General features: G+C 40.2%; 8 protein-coding genes. 6 read left to right on the plus strand and 2 right to left on the minus strand.

Annotated features, from left to right (window positions below):
* Positions 1-478: 478 nt before the first annotated feature.
* Positions 479-4,765, minus strand: coding sequence for a DUF4114 domain-containing protein (locus BV375_RS37795; RefSeq protein ID WP_086766171.1), 4,287 nt, complete (start codon positions 4,763-4,765; stop codon positions 479-481).
* A gap of 2,348 nt (positions 4,766-7,113) precedes the next feature.
* On the opposite strand from BV375_RS37795, the gene BV375_RS26900 reads away from it, so the two are divergent.
* The 5 genes from BV375_RS26900 (at position 7,114) to BV375_RS26920 (ending at position 14,341) form a co-directional block, all read left to right on the plus strand.
* Positions 7,114-7,461, plus strand: a complete 348-nt coding sequence (locus BV375_RS26900) for a carboxymuconolactone decarboxylase family protein (protein ID WP_086766173.1) — start codon at positions 7,114-7,116, stop codon at positions 7,459-7,461.
* Between the two features lie 566 nt (positions 7,462-8,027).
* The gene (locus tag BV375_RS26905) at positions 8,028-9,584 is read left to right on the plus strand and encodes an EthD domain-containing protein (protein ID WP_086766175.1); all 1,557 of its coding nucleotides are present in this window, start codon (positions 8,028-8,030) and stop codon (positions 9,582-9,584) included.
* Position 9,585: 1 nt separating this feature from the next.
* Positions 9,586-12,954: a nuclear transport factor 2 family protein gene (locus BV375_RS26910; RefSeq protein WP_086766177.1), complete on the plus strand. Its 3,369-nt coding sequence runs from the start codon at positions 9,586-9,588 to the stop codon at positions 12,952-12,954.
* Between the two features lie 131 nt (positions 12,955-13,085).
* Entirely contained in the window at positions 13,086-13,409 is a 324-nt protein-coding gene (locus tag BV375_RS26915) for an antibiotic biosynthesis monooxygenase family protein (RefSeq protein WP_086766179.1), read from the plus strand.
* Between the two features lie 296 nt (positions 13,410-13,705).
* Positions 13,706-14,341 (plus strand): DJ-1/PfpI family protein, encoded by a 636-nt coding sequence (locus tag BV375_RS26920; protein ID WP_086766181.1) that lies wholly within the window; start codon positions 13,706-13,708, stop codon positions 14,339-14,341.
* A gap of 56 nt (positions 14,342-14,397) precedes the next feature.
* On the opposite strand, the gene BV375_RS26925 is transcribed toward BV375_RS26920, so the two are convergent.
* On the minus strand, positions 14,398-15,579 hold the full coding sequence (locus BV375_RS26925; RefSeq protein WP_086766182.1) for a low temperature requirement protein A: 1,182 nt from the start codon (positions 15,577-15,579) through the stop codon (positions 14,398-14,400).
* A 542-nt stretch (positions 15,580-16,121) separates the two neighbouring features.
* On the opposite strand from BV375_RS26925, the gene BV375_RS26930 reads away from it, so the two are divergent.
* Positions 16,122-17,948: an AGE family epimerase/isomerase gene (locus tag BV375_RS26930; protein ID WP_086766184.1), complete on the plus strand. Its 1,827-nt coding sequence runs from the start codon at positions 16,122-16,124 to the stop codon at positions 17,946-17,948.
* The last annotated feature ends 16 nt before the right edge of the window (positions 17,949-17,964 follow it).

Raw genomic sequence — 17,964 nt, forward strand, 5'->3', positions numbered from 1 at the left:
GAAAACCAACTTAATACTTGAACTTTTAGACTAGAACCTTTTTAAACGTTGGTATTGAGTTAAAGATTGTACTTTTGTAAAGTATTGCCAGAAGAACCAATACGCAAAGACATCACTATATATTCAGCTGTGATGCATTTAAACTGTAGATTGACTCGTCAGGGTCGTTCTTTGTCATTAGTCCCCTGTTACAAAGTTCAGATCGCCGGAACCCGGTGATCTGACGCCAGATGCTTTCCGACGCAAGGCGACACGCCACCCCCGCACTGGCTCGACTTTGCGCTTTGCCCTTTGTCAACACAAATGATTAATGACCAATGACAAATGACAGTTTTCACGAAAAAATGTCTTATTTAGACACGTATTAGCTTAATGGGTCAGATGACACAAGCATAGCTATCACCCAGTTATGGCAGACTCAAGATTGAATCACACTGAGAATTTTTTAGCTACAAGCGTGCCAAATGACCCACTAGAACTATGCCAGACTCAAATTTACTTTGACAATGACATCGTTATAATCTTTATCACCACCACTAGGCAGATCTTCAAAGCCAAAGATGTTATTTCCTAACATCCGAACATGATCTACCTTATCTGAGTTAGCTCCTAAGAAGGGGAAGTAAACGGCAGGATCGTTACTGGCATTCCCATCTAAAATGGCATCTGGTCTGCCATTGACAATAATAAATGGCACGACGATGGAACCAGGCTGGAAATTTCCTGTAAATTTTGCCGTACCTTGGTTACTAACTGTGAGGCTAATATCCGAAATACTCTTACTAATGGCTGCTTGAGTATAGCCAGCCTGTCCTGGGAGAATATCTGCTTTACCATCACCGTTGGTATCAATACCACCATTCTCATCAGCCGTTTGATAAAAGCTGATAAAGTTATTGAAAGCTGCTTCTCTGTTGACCACAAACTCAGCTTTGATTAGTTGTGTCACATTACGAAAATCAAGCTGTTCTCCTTCTGGTTTTCCTTGCAGATTTGTACCAAGAGGTAACGAGTCATTTGTAGACTGGATATTCACTACCAGATCGTTGAACTCTTTACTGCTACTATTCACCTTCCAACCGAGAGAGAAGCCATCTGCGCCTAAATCTGTAATTTTTTGTGTTGAAGAATCAGCAAATACCACTTCTGTGGTAGAGGCTCCTCCAGCCAATACAGTCTCTAGAGTGCTATTTCTAACTAAGAAAAATCTCAGGTTAGCACCAGAGTTAAATTTGAGTGAGCTTTTTAGATCCTTAGCATCGAAACCATTGGGGTTATTAGCAATAGCTGAGAAAATAATCTGCGATCGCTTTAAAGCTGCTTGGATATAACCTGCTGCACCTGGAGCAATACCGTCAATCGTACCTTTAGCATCGTCAACAACAAATAACCCTAATTCATTCACCACATTGGAACTGCGTCCTGTAAGTGTAATTTTGAGTTTAGGGTTGCCACCACCACTACTTTTAATGGTAAAGATGTCATTATCAACGTTCTTCGTCAGGGTGGGAGTTTTTGTGCCTGCCGCAATTACTGTTGATTCGGGTGTATTTTTATCTCCCAAATGAATTATCTCATAATCACCGTTCTGCTTACGGCTATAGAGAACAGGTTCACCTTTAGGTAAACCAGGTAGATCTGCAAAAGTTCCAGAAATTTCTTGCGTGTTACCCGTAGGAGTTAATGATACTTCTTTACGAAGTTCCTCCGCCATTGGATCAGTGGGCATAGAAGAGTCATGAGTATGACCCTGATCTGCTCCTACATAAGTAAACACCTGAATCTGCTCTTGACCTTGAGGTACAGGACCCTTGGCAAGAGTTGTAATATTGGCATTATTAGTTTGGGTAGTCGCATCATTTGGTACATCTGGTCTTTGAAGAATATAACCAGATGTAACATCTACCTCTCCTGTGTAGTTTGTACCATAAGGTTGGAATTCCTTAGATAGCATTGCTGTATGATGTGCTGTGTCTTTGGCAGTCTCTGATAAGGTTGCTGTTTCATTCAGCTTTCTCCCATCGTATAATTCCACCAATCCACGTCCACCACTACCTTCACCAACAATGATGTCGTCATAGTTGTCGCCATTCACATCGCCAACTGCCAGGTTAATTTTGCCTGTGAAATTTTCGTGGTGAAATGGAGCAAGGCGAGCTTTTAGCTGGTAATCTTTACCACTATAAATCTCAATTATGGGTGCGACTCCTCCCCCTAAACCCACAACTATATCTGCGAAGCCGTCACCGTCGATATCACCAGAGGCTACCGAGGCAATTTGATTAGTTGAGGGAGCAATATTTTGGAAAGGATTGATTTCTGTGAGCAGGAGTGATGAATCTAAACTGTTGATATTAGATTTGGATTCTTGCTTTTGAATTAATGTCTCACCATCAAATACTTTAACTTTGAATTTATCAGTAGGCTTATCCAAAGAACGTTGTATGGTGATAACATCAGTAACGTTATCCGTTACATTTTTATTGTCGCTCTCCTTACTTTTGTAACCAACATCTGCAACTGCGACATCTACGCCTTTATTAAAGGCTGTACCGTAAGGTGTTAGGCTAATACCTGCCGCAGCGGGATTGTTAGCTCTAGATAAGTCTATTTGTCCACTGGTGTCATCTGAATCCAAACCTAACCAAGTTTCTTTTGTATTCAGGATAGGTCTGAGAATCATCATCATCCCTGCATCTTCATGGAACAGAATGTGACAGTGATTCACATAGCTACCAGGGAAGTCCTCAAACTGCATCAGAATTTTGACATCTGATGCCTTAAGTTTGGCTGACTCTTCAGGTTTTGTGGGATCTGCGGTTCTACCGAAGGGGTTTTCTTTTGTGGCGCTGCCTTCAACATAGGCAGGCGGAAGCGCTATTGTATCACTTAACACCCCAGCAAGGTAGTTTTGATCAATATCTTTAACATCGATTCCATTGATTGATAAAACAACAAAATCGTTTTGGTGAATGTGAAATGGATGCCATTCTGACAAAGGAATATTAGCTTGTGGCGGATAATTGGGATTTGGCAATCCAGATCTGTTGATGACATCCCATATCTCCGTCGTACCCAACATAGGCATAGCGAGTGGAGGTATACTCGCAGGTTCACTAGAGGAAAAATACCTCCCATTGATGGTGTAAGTTCCCTGGAAAGTTGAAACATCCGTGTCTGATGGCACTCTCCCTGCTAGTATGGCACCGCCTGGATTTGCATCCCAAGTAAACGTCCTTTCTCTATCAACACCTGCCTGTGCTGCGTTTACAAGATCGTTAATCCTTTTACTCTGTTGAACTAGGGTGTCATAAGGTTTAGGAAATTCACCTTGAGGAACTGCATTTCCTGTGACTTGAACGGTTGCTAAAACTTGCGGTCCCCAAATTAAGTGACCATCGTTGAATCCCCCATTTTGAGTAAAAACTGGGGCCTGCTCGCCTTCAAGCTCTGCTGTTGGATTGGAAATAAAGTAATAAGTACCTGGTTTATCAAACCAGTGTTGAACAGCTAAACGAGATCCAGGATTCAAGATTGGAAGATTAGTTACTTCCCTTCTCACACCATCAACAACACCAGCAGCGTCACCATCAATAGCAACTAGGGTAACGTTTTGAGGAGTCAGCTTGGTACCATCGTCATAAACCAGTTGAATCACATGGAAAGCATTGGTACTCATGTTGGCGAATGAAAACAAGTCCCATTGGCCAGTCGTCAGGTTTAGAGTTGGGTTGTATTGTCCATTGACAGTATGAATAACGTTTTCTACTGGTGTTGCTAAACCTCCACCACCATATTCAAACTTAAAATTCTGCGGATCGCCTGTAGGCTTTGTAGGGTCATAGAATAAAGGCTTGGCGTTATAACCTTCAAAAGGTGCATCTGAGAGTTGATAAACATTTTGACCATTTTGCTGGCCTAACACTTGCAGAGGTGAACCCGCAGGAACTTTTATAGTTGGATCGGAACTTTGATTCAGGGGGTCGTTCGCATTCGGAGATCTAAGTTCTTGCTGGATTCCAAAAGTATTAATAGCAAATGTATAAAACGGACTAGTTGTGGGATTAAAGTTATCCAGATCCGGTAGGTTATAAGGAGGGTTAATCGCTAAAAGAGCGCCCAATCCTGAACCAACTTGATCTGCTGTTTCTCCATGCAGGTGGGGATGATACCAGTCAAGTCCTATAAAGTGATTGTCGGGGATTGGTATGTCTATTTCTCGAGATTCACCAGGCTTGACGCTAACAAGAACGTTATCTCCATCTCCCAAAGGTGAAACATGTAGCCCATGAGTATGTAAGTTAGTTGGATCGGTTAAGTCATTTTCAAGTGTAATCTTGAGGGTGTCTCCTGGCTCTGTAATCAGCATGGGTCCAGGAATTAGACTGTTATAAGCCCGCAAAACATCATAGGGAGTTGCTTCGTTATTTAACCATTCAATTACCCCGTTTCCTGCTTGGACAATACCCAACCCATCAATTTGAGTCTGGGTCAGCTGTGACATCTTCAGAGTAACTTTCAGTTCTTTAGATGGACCCCAACTTGAATAGTAAGTCCCTTGAGCATTCGTGGCACTAAACTGACCATTTTTATAATTCTGGTTATCTTTTTGCCAATCTATAAAAGGGTCTTTAAAAGCAACTGTTTGGGTAGGATGAGGTAAAACTTTTAAGTAACCTGCTGTGTTATTAGGAAAAGCTTGACTCCAACTATCAAAATTACTTTTACCAATAACGTATGCATTTTCTAATGTGGGATTAGCCATGATGAAATTAGCTCCTTACACAACCATTAGTAATAAATTCAACCAACATCTATTATGAAGATGTTTAAAAAGTCTCAGAACATATTTAACACACTTGTTTTATAAAAGAAGAGAGACTTCAATTTTGCCCCTTCTTACAAGAAAACAGTTAGGGAGATTACTCCTCGAGGACTTTGATGCTTACTGGCACACTTTCTCAATAATTATTTGAAAAATGTTATGCTCATACCGATACTAGGATGCTTCTGATTTAATAGCAAAAGTTTGTCATTATTACTTCTGGTATTAAAAATCTTTAAAAAAATACATATTAATTTGCCATTACATCGCACATCCATATTTTATTATGCTAATTTTTGGCTCAAGGATTTTTTCATATCTTGACTTCAATGGGTAATTGGGCAATCTATCTATTAAGAAACTTTGACTATAAGCGGTTTTGCATAAATAACCAGAGCTTGCTGGCAAAGCAAAATTTTAGTGTGGAGAAACTTAGAAATAATTCACATATTGGTTGCTAGTTCATGCAAAAATTTATCTTAAATCAACCAAATTGTCATTTAAGTAATTATACTTAAAAAAATCTTGAGTAAGCTATCTTTTTTAAAAGATAATTCTTTATAACATACCCAATTTTGATAATAGCAGAAGTGTAGAGGCTTTTTCTTTACATAAGGTAAGAGATATATGCAAGCTCAAATCAAGCAAGATTCTGGAAATATTCCCTAGCTTAACCTTACTCTTATTATTGCTGAATAGAAGTTCAAGGAGTTTTGCAAAAAACACTTCTAAAGTTAATTTTCTTTAATTGTTCGGACTCTTCAATAAAAAGGTTGTTAACTTGAGAGCTTTGTTCCAGCCCTGATAGCTATTTTCACAACTGTTTTGTCTTTGATGAAGTTTTTATCCTTATAGAAAATAGAAACCAAGCTCCTTAACAAGCAATTTTATATTTATAGACTTACTAAAATTTTTTAGTCCACCCTAAATACAAATTCCAAATTGAGTCTATTCATCCAATGATTAGATTAATGGTGTCAATAATTATACATAAAATATACTTGACAACTCTGTGTAGAGTAAAATTAAAAACATATAATTCTAAGTATTTTCTTGGCTTTAGGTTGATCGGTTGGCACTCTGGTAGAGACTATCTTATGGTTTATGATTAAAACTTGCAATGACAGATTTAAGCAAATTCTCAAGCTTGAGACTAGGAATCTTCGTTAATTGAGCGATTTTGGGTTGCGATCGCTATCAAATTTTGTCATCATTTTAGTGTAAAAACATACTTGTATAATTAATAATACTGAAAGTTTTTGTGATGTTTGTTTTGAGAATTATGTAAATGCTACCAAAAGTACCATAGTTTTTGCAACATAACCGATGAAACATTTTTTACGCATTATCACTTATATAAGTATATCTGAATACTATTATTGTACTTAGTTGCTTAAGAAGTTAAAATTTTGTCGTTCAATTAAGTAAAATTACTCGCCTCTTTTATCTAAATTTTGAGTAATTTAGTATACAAAAGCAATGTAAGGGTTATTCTCTTTGAGATTCAGAACAATTATGTAGAAACAATATATTCTCCAAGCTTAAAAGATATATCGATATATAGTTATCCACTTATTTAAGAGGATACTAAACTATCTGAAACTATAACTGTTGATTAAAATAATCTGGAATTTACTAACCAACCCTTGAAGGTTAGCAGTAGCTCAATAAAACGGCAAAGCTATCTAAAGCAAAGAACGACTTGGCTATAGAGATATAGACGTAAAATGGCTCTGTTTATGAGTCAATATCTTATAGTTTGAGTTTAATTTGCCCAAAGAGCTTACATACTAATTTATGAAGTAAATCTTAAATTTGTCAGATGGGTTAATAGAGCGTAATGTACTAGTTAAAACAGCAGACTTGGGCTATGGAACGGGCAAAATTGTAAATAATTTATTTTGTTTTAGAGGTGTCTTACCCACTGGAGAAAAATTTTATTTTTAATTTATAAATGGTCTATAGGACAACAGATTCACATCCATAGATATTCTTATGTAACAAGTTATTAAATTAACGGTGAGAAGAAAATAGAGTTATGTCAATATTTCCTAAGGAACATATATGATCAAAAATTGCAAATAAACTTTTCCGGGTTTATGCTGAATATTGCCTAGATACTGATTACACCTAAAGATTGAAAATAGAATTCAGAATTAATTAAGTCAGAATCTCGGTTTAAATCTGCCCCATCTAGGCTTTTGAGTACTGACTTCTAATTTTCATACTCGGCAGTGTACGCAGTTCATAAAATATGTCTACTTAGATAATTAGGGAAAAGTCAAGTAATGAAATACAAAAATGCGGTTTTAGATGATATAGAACTTCAAGAGGGTTTAAAACAAATCAATCCTAAATTTGGCGACTTTGTGACAAGGGTAGCAGGTGAAGCCTGGGGTTTGCCATTAATTGACCAAAAAACGAAGGCTCTGATTACTATCGCTATTGATGTTGTCAATCAGGATCAGGTTGGACCAGGTAATCCTTTTGGTGCTCATGTCAATATGGCGCTCAAGCAAGGTGCAACTCGTGAGGAGATTGAAGAACTGCTATTGTTTGTGTGTGTTTATGCAGGCTTCAATAAGGTAGCTGGCTGTTTTGGCGTACTGAACGAAATACTGGATACACCGTCCTAAAAAAATATTTAGGATTTTACGAAATCAGTAAATACCAAGATGTAGTCCCAGAAAGTGCCTGAGAAATGGAGATATGCAGAGATTAAAGAGATATCATCTTTAGCTCGCCTAATAGATCATCTTATTTCCCGCATTCATTACGGGAAAGACTACTGATCAAGGAAAAGCAAGCAGTGCAATTTCAGAAAGTGAGGAGTTAGGAAGTTGCGAGATAGCGCCTTCATAGGATACTCCAAATGCACTTAAAGGCTATTAAATTAAGGATCGAAGAAAATATTATTTTATTTTAAGATCCTGATGCGATCGCCACCAATTGCTCACTTCCCAAATGAGAAAGATCTCTTGATATTGATGATGGTGATAGCTGTCGTAGCCAGTTTGAGACACTTTCATCAGAGAATTTGAGGTTTTTGCGGACGAATTTTTTGTAACCTTCAACTAACGTAGAGATTACAATTCAAGACCTTGATTTTCCCTAAAGTTGAGCTTTTTTGTTACCCAGAGTGACATAAGTAGAGTGTGACATCAAGAGAGTTTAACCATAGTGTGGACAAAGGACAGCAAGCATGGTTTCAACAATCAACAAGGCGACCAAAGTTGATTATTCAGCACGGGACGGCAAAGGAAAAGTAGCCTTCTACGTACTCCTATGGAAACGACAAGGCATCTCCTTAGAGATTTTCGATAACTATTGGAGAGACGTACATGGCCCAGTCTGCGCCAGACTACCAGGACAGTATCAATACTGGCAGTTTCATGTAGCGCACAACGAAGGCGGGTTGTGGCCAGAAATCGCTGGGTTAGATTATAGATGGGATGCCGAAGATAACTTTGATGGGATTGCAGAGTTAACTTTTGAAAGTGAAAGCGATCGCAATACCTGGTTCAAAGCTTCAGCTATTTTGATGGATGACGAACATAATTTGTTCCGTAAAGCCATCGGTTACAACACTAACCCTGGCAATTCCATCACCTATGTAGACCGCATTCCCACTGGCGACCCCAACGGCGAAGTCGGAGCCATTAAATTTCACGTCTTAGTGAAAAAAGCCAATGGCGTGAGTACACAAGCATTCCGTCGCTATCTCACTGAGACTTTTGCTCCCAAAGTCAGCAGTAGCGATGCGGTACTGAAGTTGCGCTTGCATCTATTTGAAGAAGTAGACAATTCTCGTCCCGATGCTGCTGGAGTCAGTCATTACGAACCAGAAGCCAAGCAATATCATGCAGCTTATGAAATTGCTTTTGCCAATCATCTGGAAAGAGAAAAGTTTTTTGCCTCTAGCGAATACGCAGCCGCAACTCAAGATGCTGCCAAATATATTAAACAAATTCAGCCTTTTCCCGAAAGAACGGCTTACACATTTGTATACAACTCTCAGATGACCTTAGCCGGTCAACGTAGTTCCTCGGTAGCAGAACTGATTACAGAAATTGGCGCAGTAAATCAACTTAAGGAGGATATAGAATCTCTCATGCTCAATTACAATCTCTTCACCCCACAAACCAACGGTCATGCTTCTGCTCAAGCAACCCAAAGCAAGCCCAAACCAGCAAAAAAGCGGACTAATTATTACGAAGGTTTGTCGGCTGACTATTCTCGTCCAGGACTTGTTAGCTCCTACGTGGCGAAGAAACTGATCGAGGATGCAGAAAGAATTGTGGCAATGAAAGAACCAAGGTTGCCAGAAATTGGTCCTAACTATACTCTCGAACAAATTGAAAGAGAAAACAGAGACTGGTGGCCTACTCATTGTGAAGCATTGAGACAAGGACGAGGTGATATCCTAACCGGAGAATATCGCGACGACCTAGTTTATTTGTGCCAAGACGGTCCCTACCAAGGCTTAGAACAACAAAAAGAAAGAGAAAAACATTGGTGGGCATTGATTGCACAACCAGGCGTTACCATGTGCTGGCCAATTGTCATGTTTTATGGTGAGCATACTTACTTCGAGTGGAAGTGTGTGGACGACGAAACCAACGAAACTCTGGCCAAAGGTAACGTGACATGGGTGCGTCGCGGTCATCGCGGTGCTTGCTATCTGAAAACCGAGCAGCTGACTTTCTACCGTGATGTTTATGCTCCTAACGAACTAATTCAATTGATCACTACCGCGTGAGATGAAACTCGAGTTAGCAGTTAAAAATGCCGTCCTCGATGACCCAGAACTGCAAAAGAATTTAAAACAAATCAATCCCAAATTTGGTGATTTTGTAATTCGGGTAGCAGGTGAAGCTTGGGGTTTACCACTAATTGACCAAAAAACTAAGGCTCTGATTACCATCGCTATTGATGTTGTCAATCAGGATCACAGAGGTCCAGGTAACCCCTTCGCCGCCCATGTGAATATGGCTCTCAAACAGGGAGCCACCCGCGATGAAATTGAAGAACTGCTGCTGTTCTTATGCGTTTATGCGGGCTTTAATAAGGTCGCGCCTTGCTTCGCCGCCCTGAATCAGATTTTTGACAATGTCAATTACATACCAAGGACAGCAGCAATGGTTTCAGCGCTTGAAAAATCAAACCAAGCTGATTATTCAGTCAGGGATCGTAAAGGAAAAGTAGCTTTCTATGTACTCCTGTGGAAACGGGAGTCCATTTCCTTAGAGCTTTTTGATAATTACTGGAAAGACGTACATGGCCCAGTCTGCGCCAGACTACCAGGACAATATCAATACTGGCAGTTTCATGTAGCGCACAACGAAGGCGGGTTGTGGCCAGAAATCGCTGGGTTAGATTACAGATGGGATGCCGAAGATAACTTTGATGGGATTGCAGAGTTAACCTTTGAAAGTGAAAGCGATCGCAATACCTGGTTCAAAGCTTCAGCTATTTTGATGGATGACGAACATAATTTGTTCCGTAAAGCCATCGGTTACAACACTAACCCTGGCAATTCCATCACCTATGTAGACCACATCCCCACTGGCGACCCCAACGGCGAAGTCGGAGCCATTAAATTTCACGTCTTAGTGAAAAAAGCCAATGGCGCGAGTACACAAGCATTCCGTCGCTATCTCACTGAGACTTTTGCTCCCAAAGTTAGCAGTAGCGATGCGGTACTGAAGTTGCGCTTGCATCTATTTGAAGAAGTAGACAATTCTCGTCCCGATGCTGCTGGAGTCAGTCATTACGAACCAGAAGCCAAGCAATATCATGCAGCTTATGAAATTGCTTTTGCCAATCATCTGGAAAGAGAAAAGTTTTTCGCCTCTAGCGAATACGCAGCCGCAACTCAAGATGCTGCCAAATATATTAAACAAATTCAACCTTTTCCCGAAAGAACGGCTTATACCTTTGTATACAACAGTCAGATAACCTTAGCTGGTCAACGCAGTTCCAAGGTAGCGTCGCTGATCCAAAGTGTAGGAGCCACTAATCAATTAAAAGAGGACATAGTATCTCTGATGAACGGACAGGTAGCGTCGCTTAACCAAAATCTAGGAGCCACGAATCAACAAAAAGAGGACGTAGTATCTCTTATGCCTAGCCAGGTCAATGGAAAGTCTAGCAGTTTAGGTCATTATCTCCAAGGTTTGCAACACGTTGGCATAACTGTCAACGATATGTCAAAAGCCTTAGAATTTTACGTTGACGTGTTAGGTGGAAAACCGGCAATAGGTGGGGATGGATTTGTTGGTGAAGACTTGCACAATCTCCTTTTTCAAAAAGAAGAATTGGAAGCATGGAAACAAGGTCTTAATCCAAAAACAGTAGGTGTTCCTAATATTAGAGATGGCTCTCAAGAAGCCTTGGATGTGAGATTCATTTCTTTTGGTAACACCTGTGTTGAACTCATCCATTTTAGAGATGCTAAGTTAAACTCTCAAGCACCAAACTGCATTGGCAAAATACCTTCCGGCATCGGTTATGTCAATGCGCCACATCTTTCTTTTTATGTAAAAGATGATGTGGATATCAATGACTTCGCCAAGATGTTAGAAGATGAATGTCAAAAGCGAGGACTTAATAATGTCGTTGCTAACCGAATTATTCATATTGATTCGGAAACTGCCAGAAAAAATGCTCCTCTTAAATATGCCAAAGTAGAGTTTGCTGGCGATTTTGATGGTTGGTCTTTATTTTATTGTAAAGGCCCAAATGGGGAACAGTTAGAATTCAACCAGGTTAGAAGAACGGCTAAAGAAATATTTAGCAAAGCTCAAAAAGAATATAACCAAGCTAACAGCACAAATTACTGGTTTTACAATAATACTGCACCCACAACTTCAGCCAGCAGTGTCAATACAAACCACCGCATATATGGAACATACAGTTCTACTATCAATGCTCCAGTAGAGAAAATTTGGCAAGTTTGGACAGATCAAGCTTTCACTGATAAATTTCCCATTTTAGAACGTTATAGCGATGGAGTTCTACGCGAAGTCAAAATGCCTGGCATGGAGATGAAGCAAAGAGTTGCCATCGATCGCCAAGTGGGATCTCTAACGATCAATCTTGTAGATCACCCTCTATTTACAGGTCGGTTTATCAATTATCTGTATCCACCTCAAGAACCTGGTGCTTTGCCAATAGTAACTTTTACCATTGATTTGCAACCTATCAATGAAAGTGCACTACAGCACAAAGATGCACAAGGATTTATTGAGACGGCTAAACCAGAAAATATCCGTCTGGCTGTCGAGCAACTAAAGCAAAGTGTAGAAAATACAACAACCAAGGAGGACAAAACTATGACTCAGTCACTCACACGTCCTGGAACCAAGTCTGAAATTGTCAAACGTATGTTTGAAGCAGGCGAATCGATGAATGTAGAAAACTTTATCAAGTTCTACACCGAAGATGCTCACTATCAATTTAGTAACTTTCCAGTTGCTTATGGTCCGCAAGGAATTAGAGAAAGTTCAACTGACTTTCTAAATACAGTTGCTCAGTGTTACCACCACATCAAAAATATGTGGGAACAGGGAGACACAGTTATCTGTGAAATGGAAGTTACCTACATCCGTCATGATGGTAAAGTTTTCCGACTGCCTTGTTGTGACACTATCATCTTCAAGGGTGATAAAGTTCAAGAACTGAGAATTTACATGGACATTAGTCCAGTATTCCAAACCGAAAAAGTGCAACCCCAAGCTGCTGCTGCACCTGCTTCTAATGGTTCTCTGCTAACAATTATTGGCAAAATGTATGAAGCATTGCACGCTGAAGATTGGGATAAATTCATGAGCTTCTTCACACCTAACTTACTCTACAAAGTTGGTGCTAACGACCCTGTAGTAGGGCCTGAAGCTTGTCGAGACTTTTTAATTAATATCTACAAAGTTCTGAAACTGACAACCCATAATGCTAGAGGAACATGGGAAATTGGTAATACCGTAATTCTGGAAATGGATGCGAATTATGTCAACAAAGTTGACAAGCGCTTTATTCAAGTTCCTTGTACAGATATCTATCGCTTTGATGGCGATCGCATCTACGAATGGCGCGTATATCCCGATCCTTCTCAACTAAATCTCAAGTTTTAAAACTATCTAAATCTAGAAAAGTTCTAGATAAATAGTTCAGCAGAGGTAAGTTGAAACTCAGCAATTAATTAACAAAACCTGCCTCTGCTTTTACCCAAAAGTAAAACCAGCAAATAACCGTTAGCTCATCAATGACAGTCACTCTCGATCAGAAAAAAAATGTAACTACAGTGATGGTTGTATTTTCAGTAGAACCATCGCAACAGCAGGAACTACTTGACCATATCATGACGTATGGTGGTTCACAGGTGAAGTACCAGCCTGGTTTTATCTCATCTACCTTACACCGGAGCATAGATGGCAAGAGAATTGTTAACTATACACAGTGGCAATCCCGTGAAGACTACGAAACTTTTGTCAAAAGTTCTATGTCAGAAAGACCTCAGATATTCCAAAATTTCCCTCCAGATACTCACATCTATGAAATTGTGGAGCAAACTGTACAAGAGGGCTGAAGCAGTGTGTTCACCAGTAAAATTCCTGTTTTCTTACTCGACATAGCTTAACAAAAAAATCTTTTTGGTAATAGTTAGCTTTGAGAATTGGTCGTGTGTTTGCAATTACCTTAACTAGTTAGAAACAAGGTATTTGTATATTATGAAAAAAACTAAATCGTCAAAATTTTGGCTAGAGATAAGGTGAACTTAGGCAAGCTTTCCTAGCTTCAGCCTCAGCCAACGTTGATTGGACTTCAAAAGAGCAGTTTGGTAGATTCTATTACTTCCAAGAATAAGTAAGGGTTTAAGACAACATGGCAACTGAATCCAAAGGTAAAATTGGTGTACTTATTGAAGAACATTTTGATGCTACAGAATTTCGGCGCTTCAATGAGTACTTCCCCGAACAAGGTTATGAAGTAGAATACATTTCGCATTTATGGGGTAATAAAGAACTACACTTCGGTTCTAACCCCGAAAATGACCAAATAGAATTTCATGTCACAGTTACTACCGAAGTTAATGATATTGACCCTGCTGATTATAAAGGTATCATTTGCATCGGAGCCTATGCAATGGATCGCCTGAGATATCAGGTAAATGTTAAAAAGGGTCAAAAAAATCAAGCTCCAGCAGTTGCTTTTTTGAGAAAAGCAATGGCAACAGATAATGTGAAATTAGGAACTATATGCCATAGTTTGTGGCTTTTCTGTGCCGATCCAGATTTACTAAAAGATCGAAAAGTAACTTGTGCTCATAACATTATTTGTGACGTCGAAAATGCTGGAGCAGACGTTGTTTATGACAATGATGTAACTGCTGATTTAGTCGTAGATGGCAATTTAATTACAGGCAAGCATCCGGGCGTGGTAGAGGAATTCATGGCAGAGTTTGTCAAAGAAATTGAGAAAGCTAGCTCTCGGAATCAGGAAGTTGTTCAGACCATCTGAGAATAAAAAAGCAAAGCGGTTGTGTGGGGTCATACAACCGCTTTGCAAAGCTACTTCTAAGAGATAATTTGAGATCGACTCTTGCCAAATAAATCTAGAGCAACTGCGATCGCACAAGCAGCTGCAACCAATGCAATTAAAGCTACAGGAGCTAGATTCTTACCAGCAATCCCCAGGAAGAAAACAAAAGCTCCTGCTCCTAAACGATAAGCACTCAAAATTTTTCCTTGCCGTTGTTTTTCCAGAATACAGGTTGTTAAATTAATCACTGCTAAAATTACCAAGCACAGTGTGACTGCACCGCAAAACAGTAAGCGTTCATTGTCTGGTAAGACATTAAGCGCACTTTTGAAAATCATATGCTCAACTGCTACTCCTGTTGCGGCCAAACCCATAGCTAGGAGCAGATGAGAGTAAAGCCAAGTAAGGAAAATATTGACTCTACCCTCTTTCATAGTCTCTAGTGGTGAGCCATCGATGCTATCGAAGTAAAGCCACCAGAAACTAAAAGCAACGCTCATACCGAAAAGAGCAACTCCTGTAGATGAAATAATCCATTCCTTTTGAGCTACACCTCTCACCACAGCAGCAACAGACTCTCCTAAAACTATCATGGTAAAAAGTCCTAGTCGCTCTGGCACATGAGAAATATCTGGTGTGATTTGAGTAGCAAAACGACCTGTACCTAAAGGGGCAATAAATTCTACAAGCAGCCCAATTGCCCAGAGTCCAAAACGCCAAGGCGCTGGTACAAATAGTGATATTAACCAAAAACTAGCACCTAGACTAAACCCCAATATATAACGATTGAGTAGGGGACGAGCTATTGGAACATGATATTTGGCAATGAGAAATTGAACAATAAGAATGCTGCGAGCACCTACATAAGTAATTGCAAAACCAACAGCAGAGGTACTGAGACCATGATGCACATTGACAGCTAGAGCCGCAATCAGGATCATTTGGAGAAGGGTTAATAAGCGATCGCTTAAATCATCAGTATCAAACAGAGTGGCGTAAAAAGTTGCGCCTAACCAACAAGACCAAATTGGTGTAAAAAGAGCAATAAAGCTCAGAACGCCTGCAAAAGAAACATCTTGGCTGAGATTGTGAGCTAATTCCGCGATCGCGACGACAAATATCAGATCGTAAAATAACTCCAGCCAGGTAGCACGTCTTTCTTCTCCACGATCTTCGCCAATCCGTAATCTTGGCGGCTGCCATAATTTTTTGTTCATCAGAACGGTAACATCAACTACTCATGGAAAACTATTTTACGAGTTTAGAGAAATCCCAACGATCTAAATTTCCTCCCACCAATTATTTTGCTTAGTTTCAAAGCTAGTTTGCATAATTTGTTCAAATTCAGGCGTATATATTATGTAGAGATATTAAGTTATGCCTTCAGCACTTTTACTAGACTATCTTTAGTTTTTGCTACACAAGCAAACAAAAACCAGGTAGAATGTCTGTTGTCTTCAGCCAGTGCAATTCCAAGAGTTAACCTTGATATTGCCGAGTAGATAGACAGCTAAAGTTCTCAGAAGGATACATAAAGCCATATCTAGCCCATCATTAAAAAAGTTACGTTGGTTAATTAAAATTGTCCTCAAAATTAGAGGATAGCAGTGCTAGATCTTCATTACTTCAAGCACTATTACAAACAATTACTCCGGCGTTTCAATCAGTAACAAACCTGCGAAATTGAACTAAAGGGCTACATAAGTCGAGTTTTAGATTTAGCAACAATATCTACCCTTTTATTTCTGTAACAGTAAAGATGAACAAACTCAGCTTCTCTTTCTCAGACACAATCACTGGTTACGTCACTGACTTTAACTCCAGCGATAAGTCTTTTGGCATTAAAACCTCAGATGAGCGGGAATATAGAGCATACCTCACCCCAACTGTTTATGCCAGAATCGCGCAAAACTTGGAAGAGCCTTATAGAGATTGCACTGGTGACATTGAAAAACTACTAGTACCTGGTCAGCACGTATTTGCTTACGGTATTTTTTATCCTCAGGGAGATGACCACAAATTTGAAGTCAAGTCCTTAGTCTTCCCTAGCGATAAACCAGGTGTCTATCGCCACGAAGAACCAGACTGGTGGGTTAAGCAAATACGTTCTATTGCTGACAGCTACCTGAGATGGCAGTTCAACTATCCCGATCGCGAAATTGATTACCACGAATACCGCACTTATCTACACTTAGCTGGTGGTAAAAAGCGTGACGACTTTTTGCAAGAAACTGATACCATTTCTCGTCTCGTCTATGGCTTCGCTTCAGCTTTTCTATTAACAGGTGAAGACCGTTTCCTCGAAGCCGCAGAAAGAGGAACAGAGTACTTGCGCGAACATATGCGCTTCTACGATCCAGATGAAAACCTCATCTACTGGTATCACGGTATTAAAGTCACCGGACGCCGTGAACAAAAGCTGCTCACCTCTGAGTTTAGTGACGACTACGACGCTATTCCCGCCTACGAACAGATTTATGCCTTAGCAGGCCCGATTCAAACCTACCGGATTACAGGCGATCCCCGGATTCTTAAAGATGCGGAAATGACCGTCGATCTCTTCGATAAATTCTTCCTAGACAAAGAAGGCGGCGGCTATTTCTCCCACATTGACCCAATTACCCTTGACCCTCGTGCCGAATCTCTAGGTCGGAACCGCGCTCGTAAAAACTGGAACTCTGTTGGTGACCATGCCCCTGCTTACTTAATTAATCTGTGGCTGGCAACAGGTGATAAGAAATACGCCGATTTCCTAGAATACACCTTTGACACGATCGCCAAATATTTCCCAGACTACGACGACAGCCCCTTTGTTCAAGAGAAGTTCTTTGAAGACTGGAGTAAAGACCAAACATGGGGTTGGCAGCAAAACCGAGCCGTTGTTGGTCATAACCTGAAAATTGCTTGGAACTTGATGCGGATGAATTCCCTCAAGCCCAAAGATGAGTACGTACAACTGGCTGAGAAAATTGGCTACTTAATGCCCAAAGTTGGTAGCGATCAACAAAGAGGTGGCTGGTATGACGTAGTCGAACGTGTTCTAGGTGAAGGCGAAGAACAGCATCGCTTTGTCTGGCACGATCGCAAAGCTTGGTGGCAGCAAGAGCAAGCTATTCTGGCTTACCTAATCCTCCACGGTATCTTGGATAAGCCAGAATACAAACGTCAGGCTAACGAAGCCGCAGCCTTCTATAATGCCTTCTTCTTGGATCATGATGACGGCGCGGTTTACTTTAACGTTCTAGCAAATGGCTTACCTTACCTGTTGGGTAACGAACGCTTTAAAGGCTCTCACTCCATGAGTGCTTACCACTCAACAGAACTGTGCTATTTGTCAGTAGTCTACACTAATCTACTAATTACCAAGCAACCACTAGACCTATACTTCAAGCCTCAACCAGGTGCATTCAAGGACAACATTCTGCGGGTGCAGCCAGATATTCTCCCTCCTGGTAGCATCAAGATTGGTAAAGTCTGGATTGACGACCAACCATACACCGATTTTGACGCTAATGGCTTGACGGTGAAACTACCAGATACCAAAGCGCAAGTCAAAGTCAAAGTTCAAATTGTCCCTACTGCGTAGTCTGCCGGAAGTAATT

Source organism: Nostoc sp. 106C, from assembly GCF_002154725.1.
Classification (GTDB): domain Bacteria; phylum Cyanobacteriota; class Cyanobacteriia; order Cyanobacteriales; family Nostocaceae; genus Aulosira.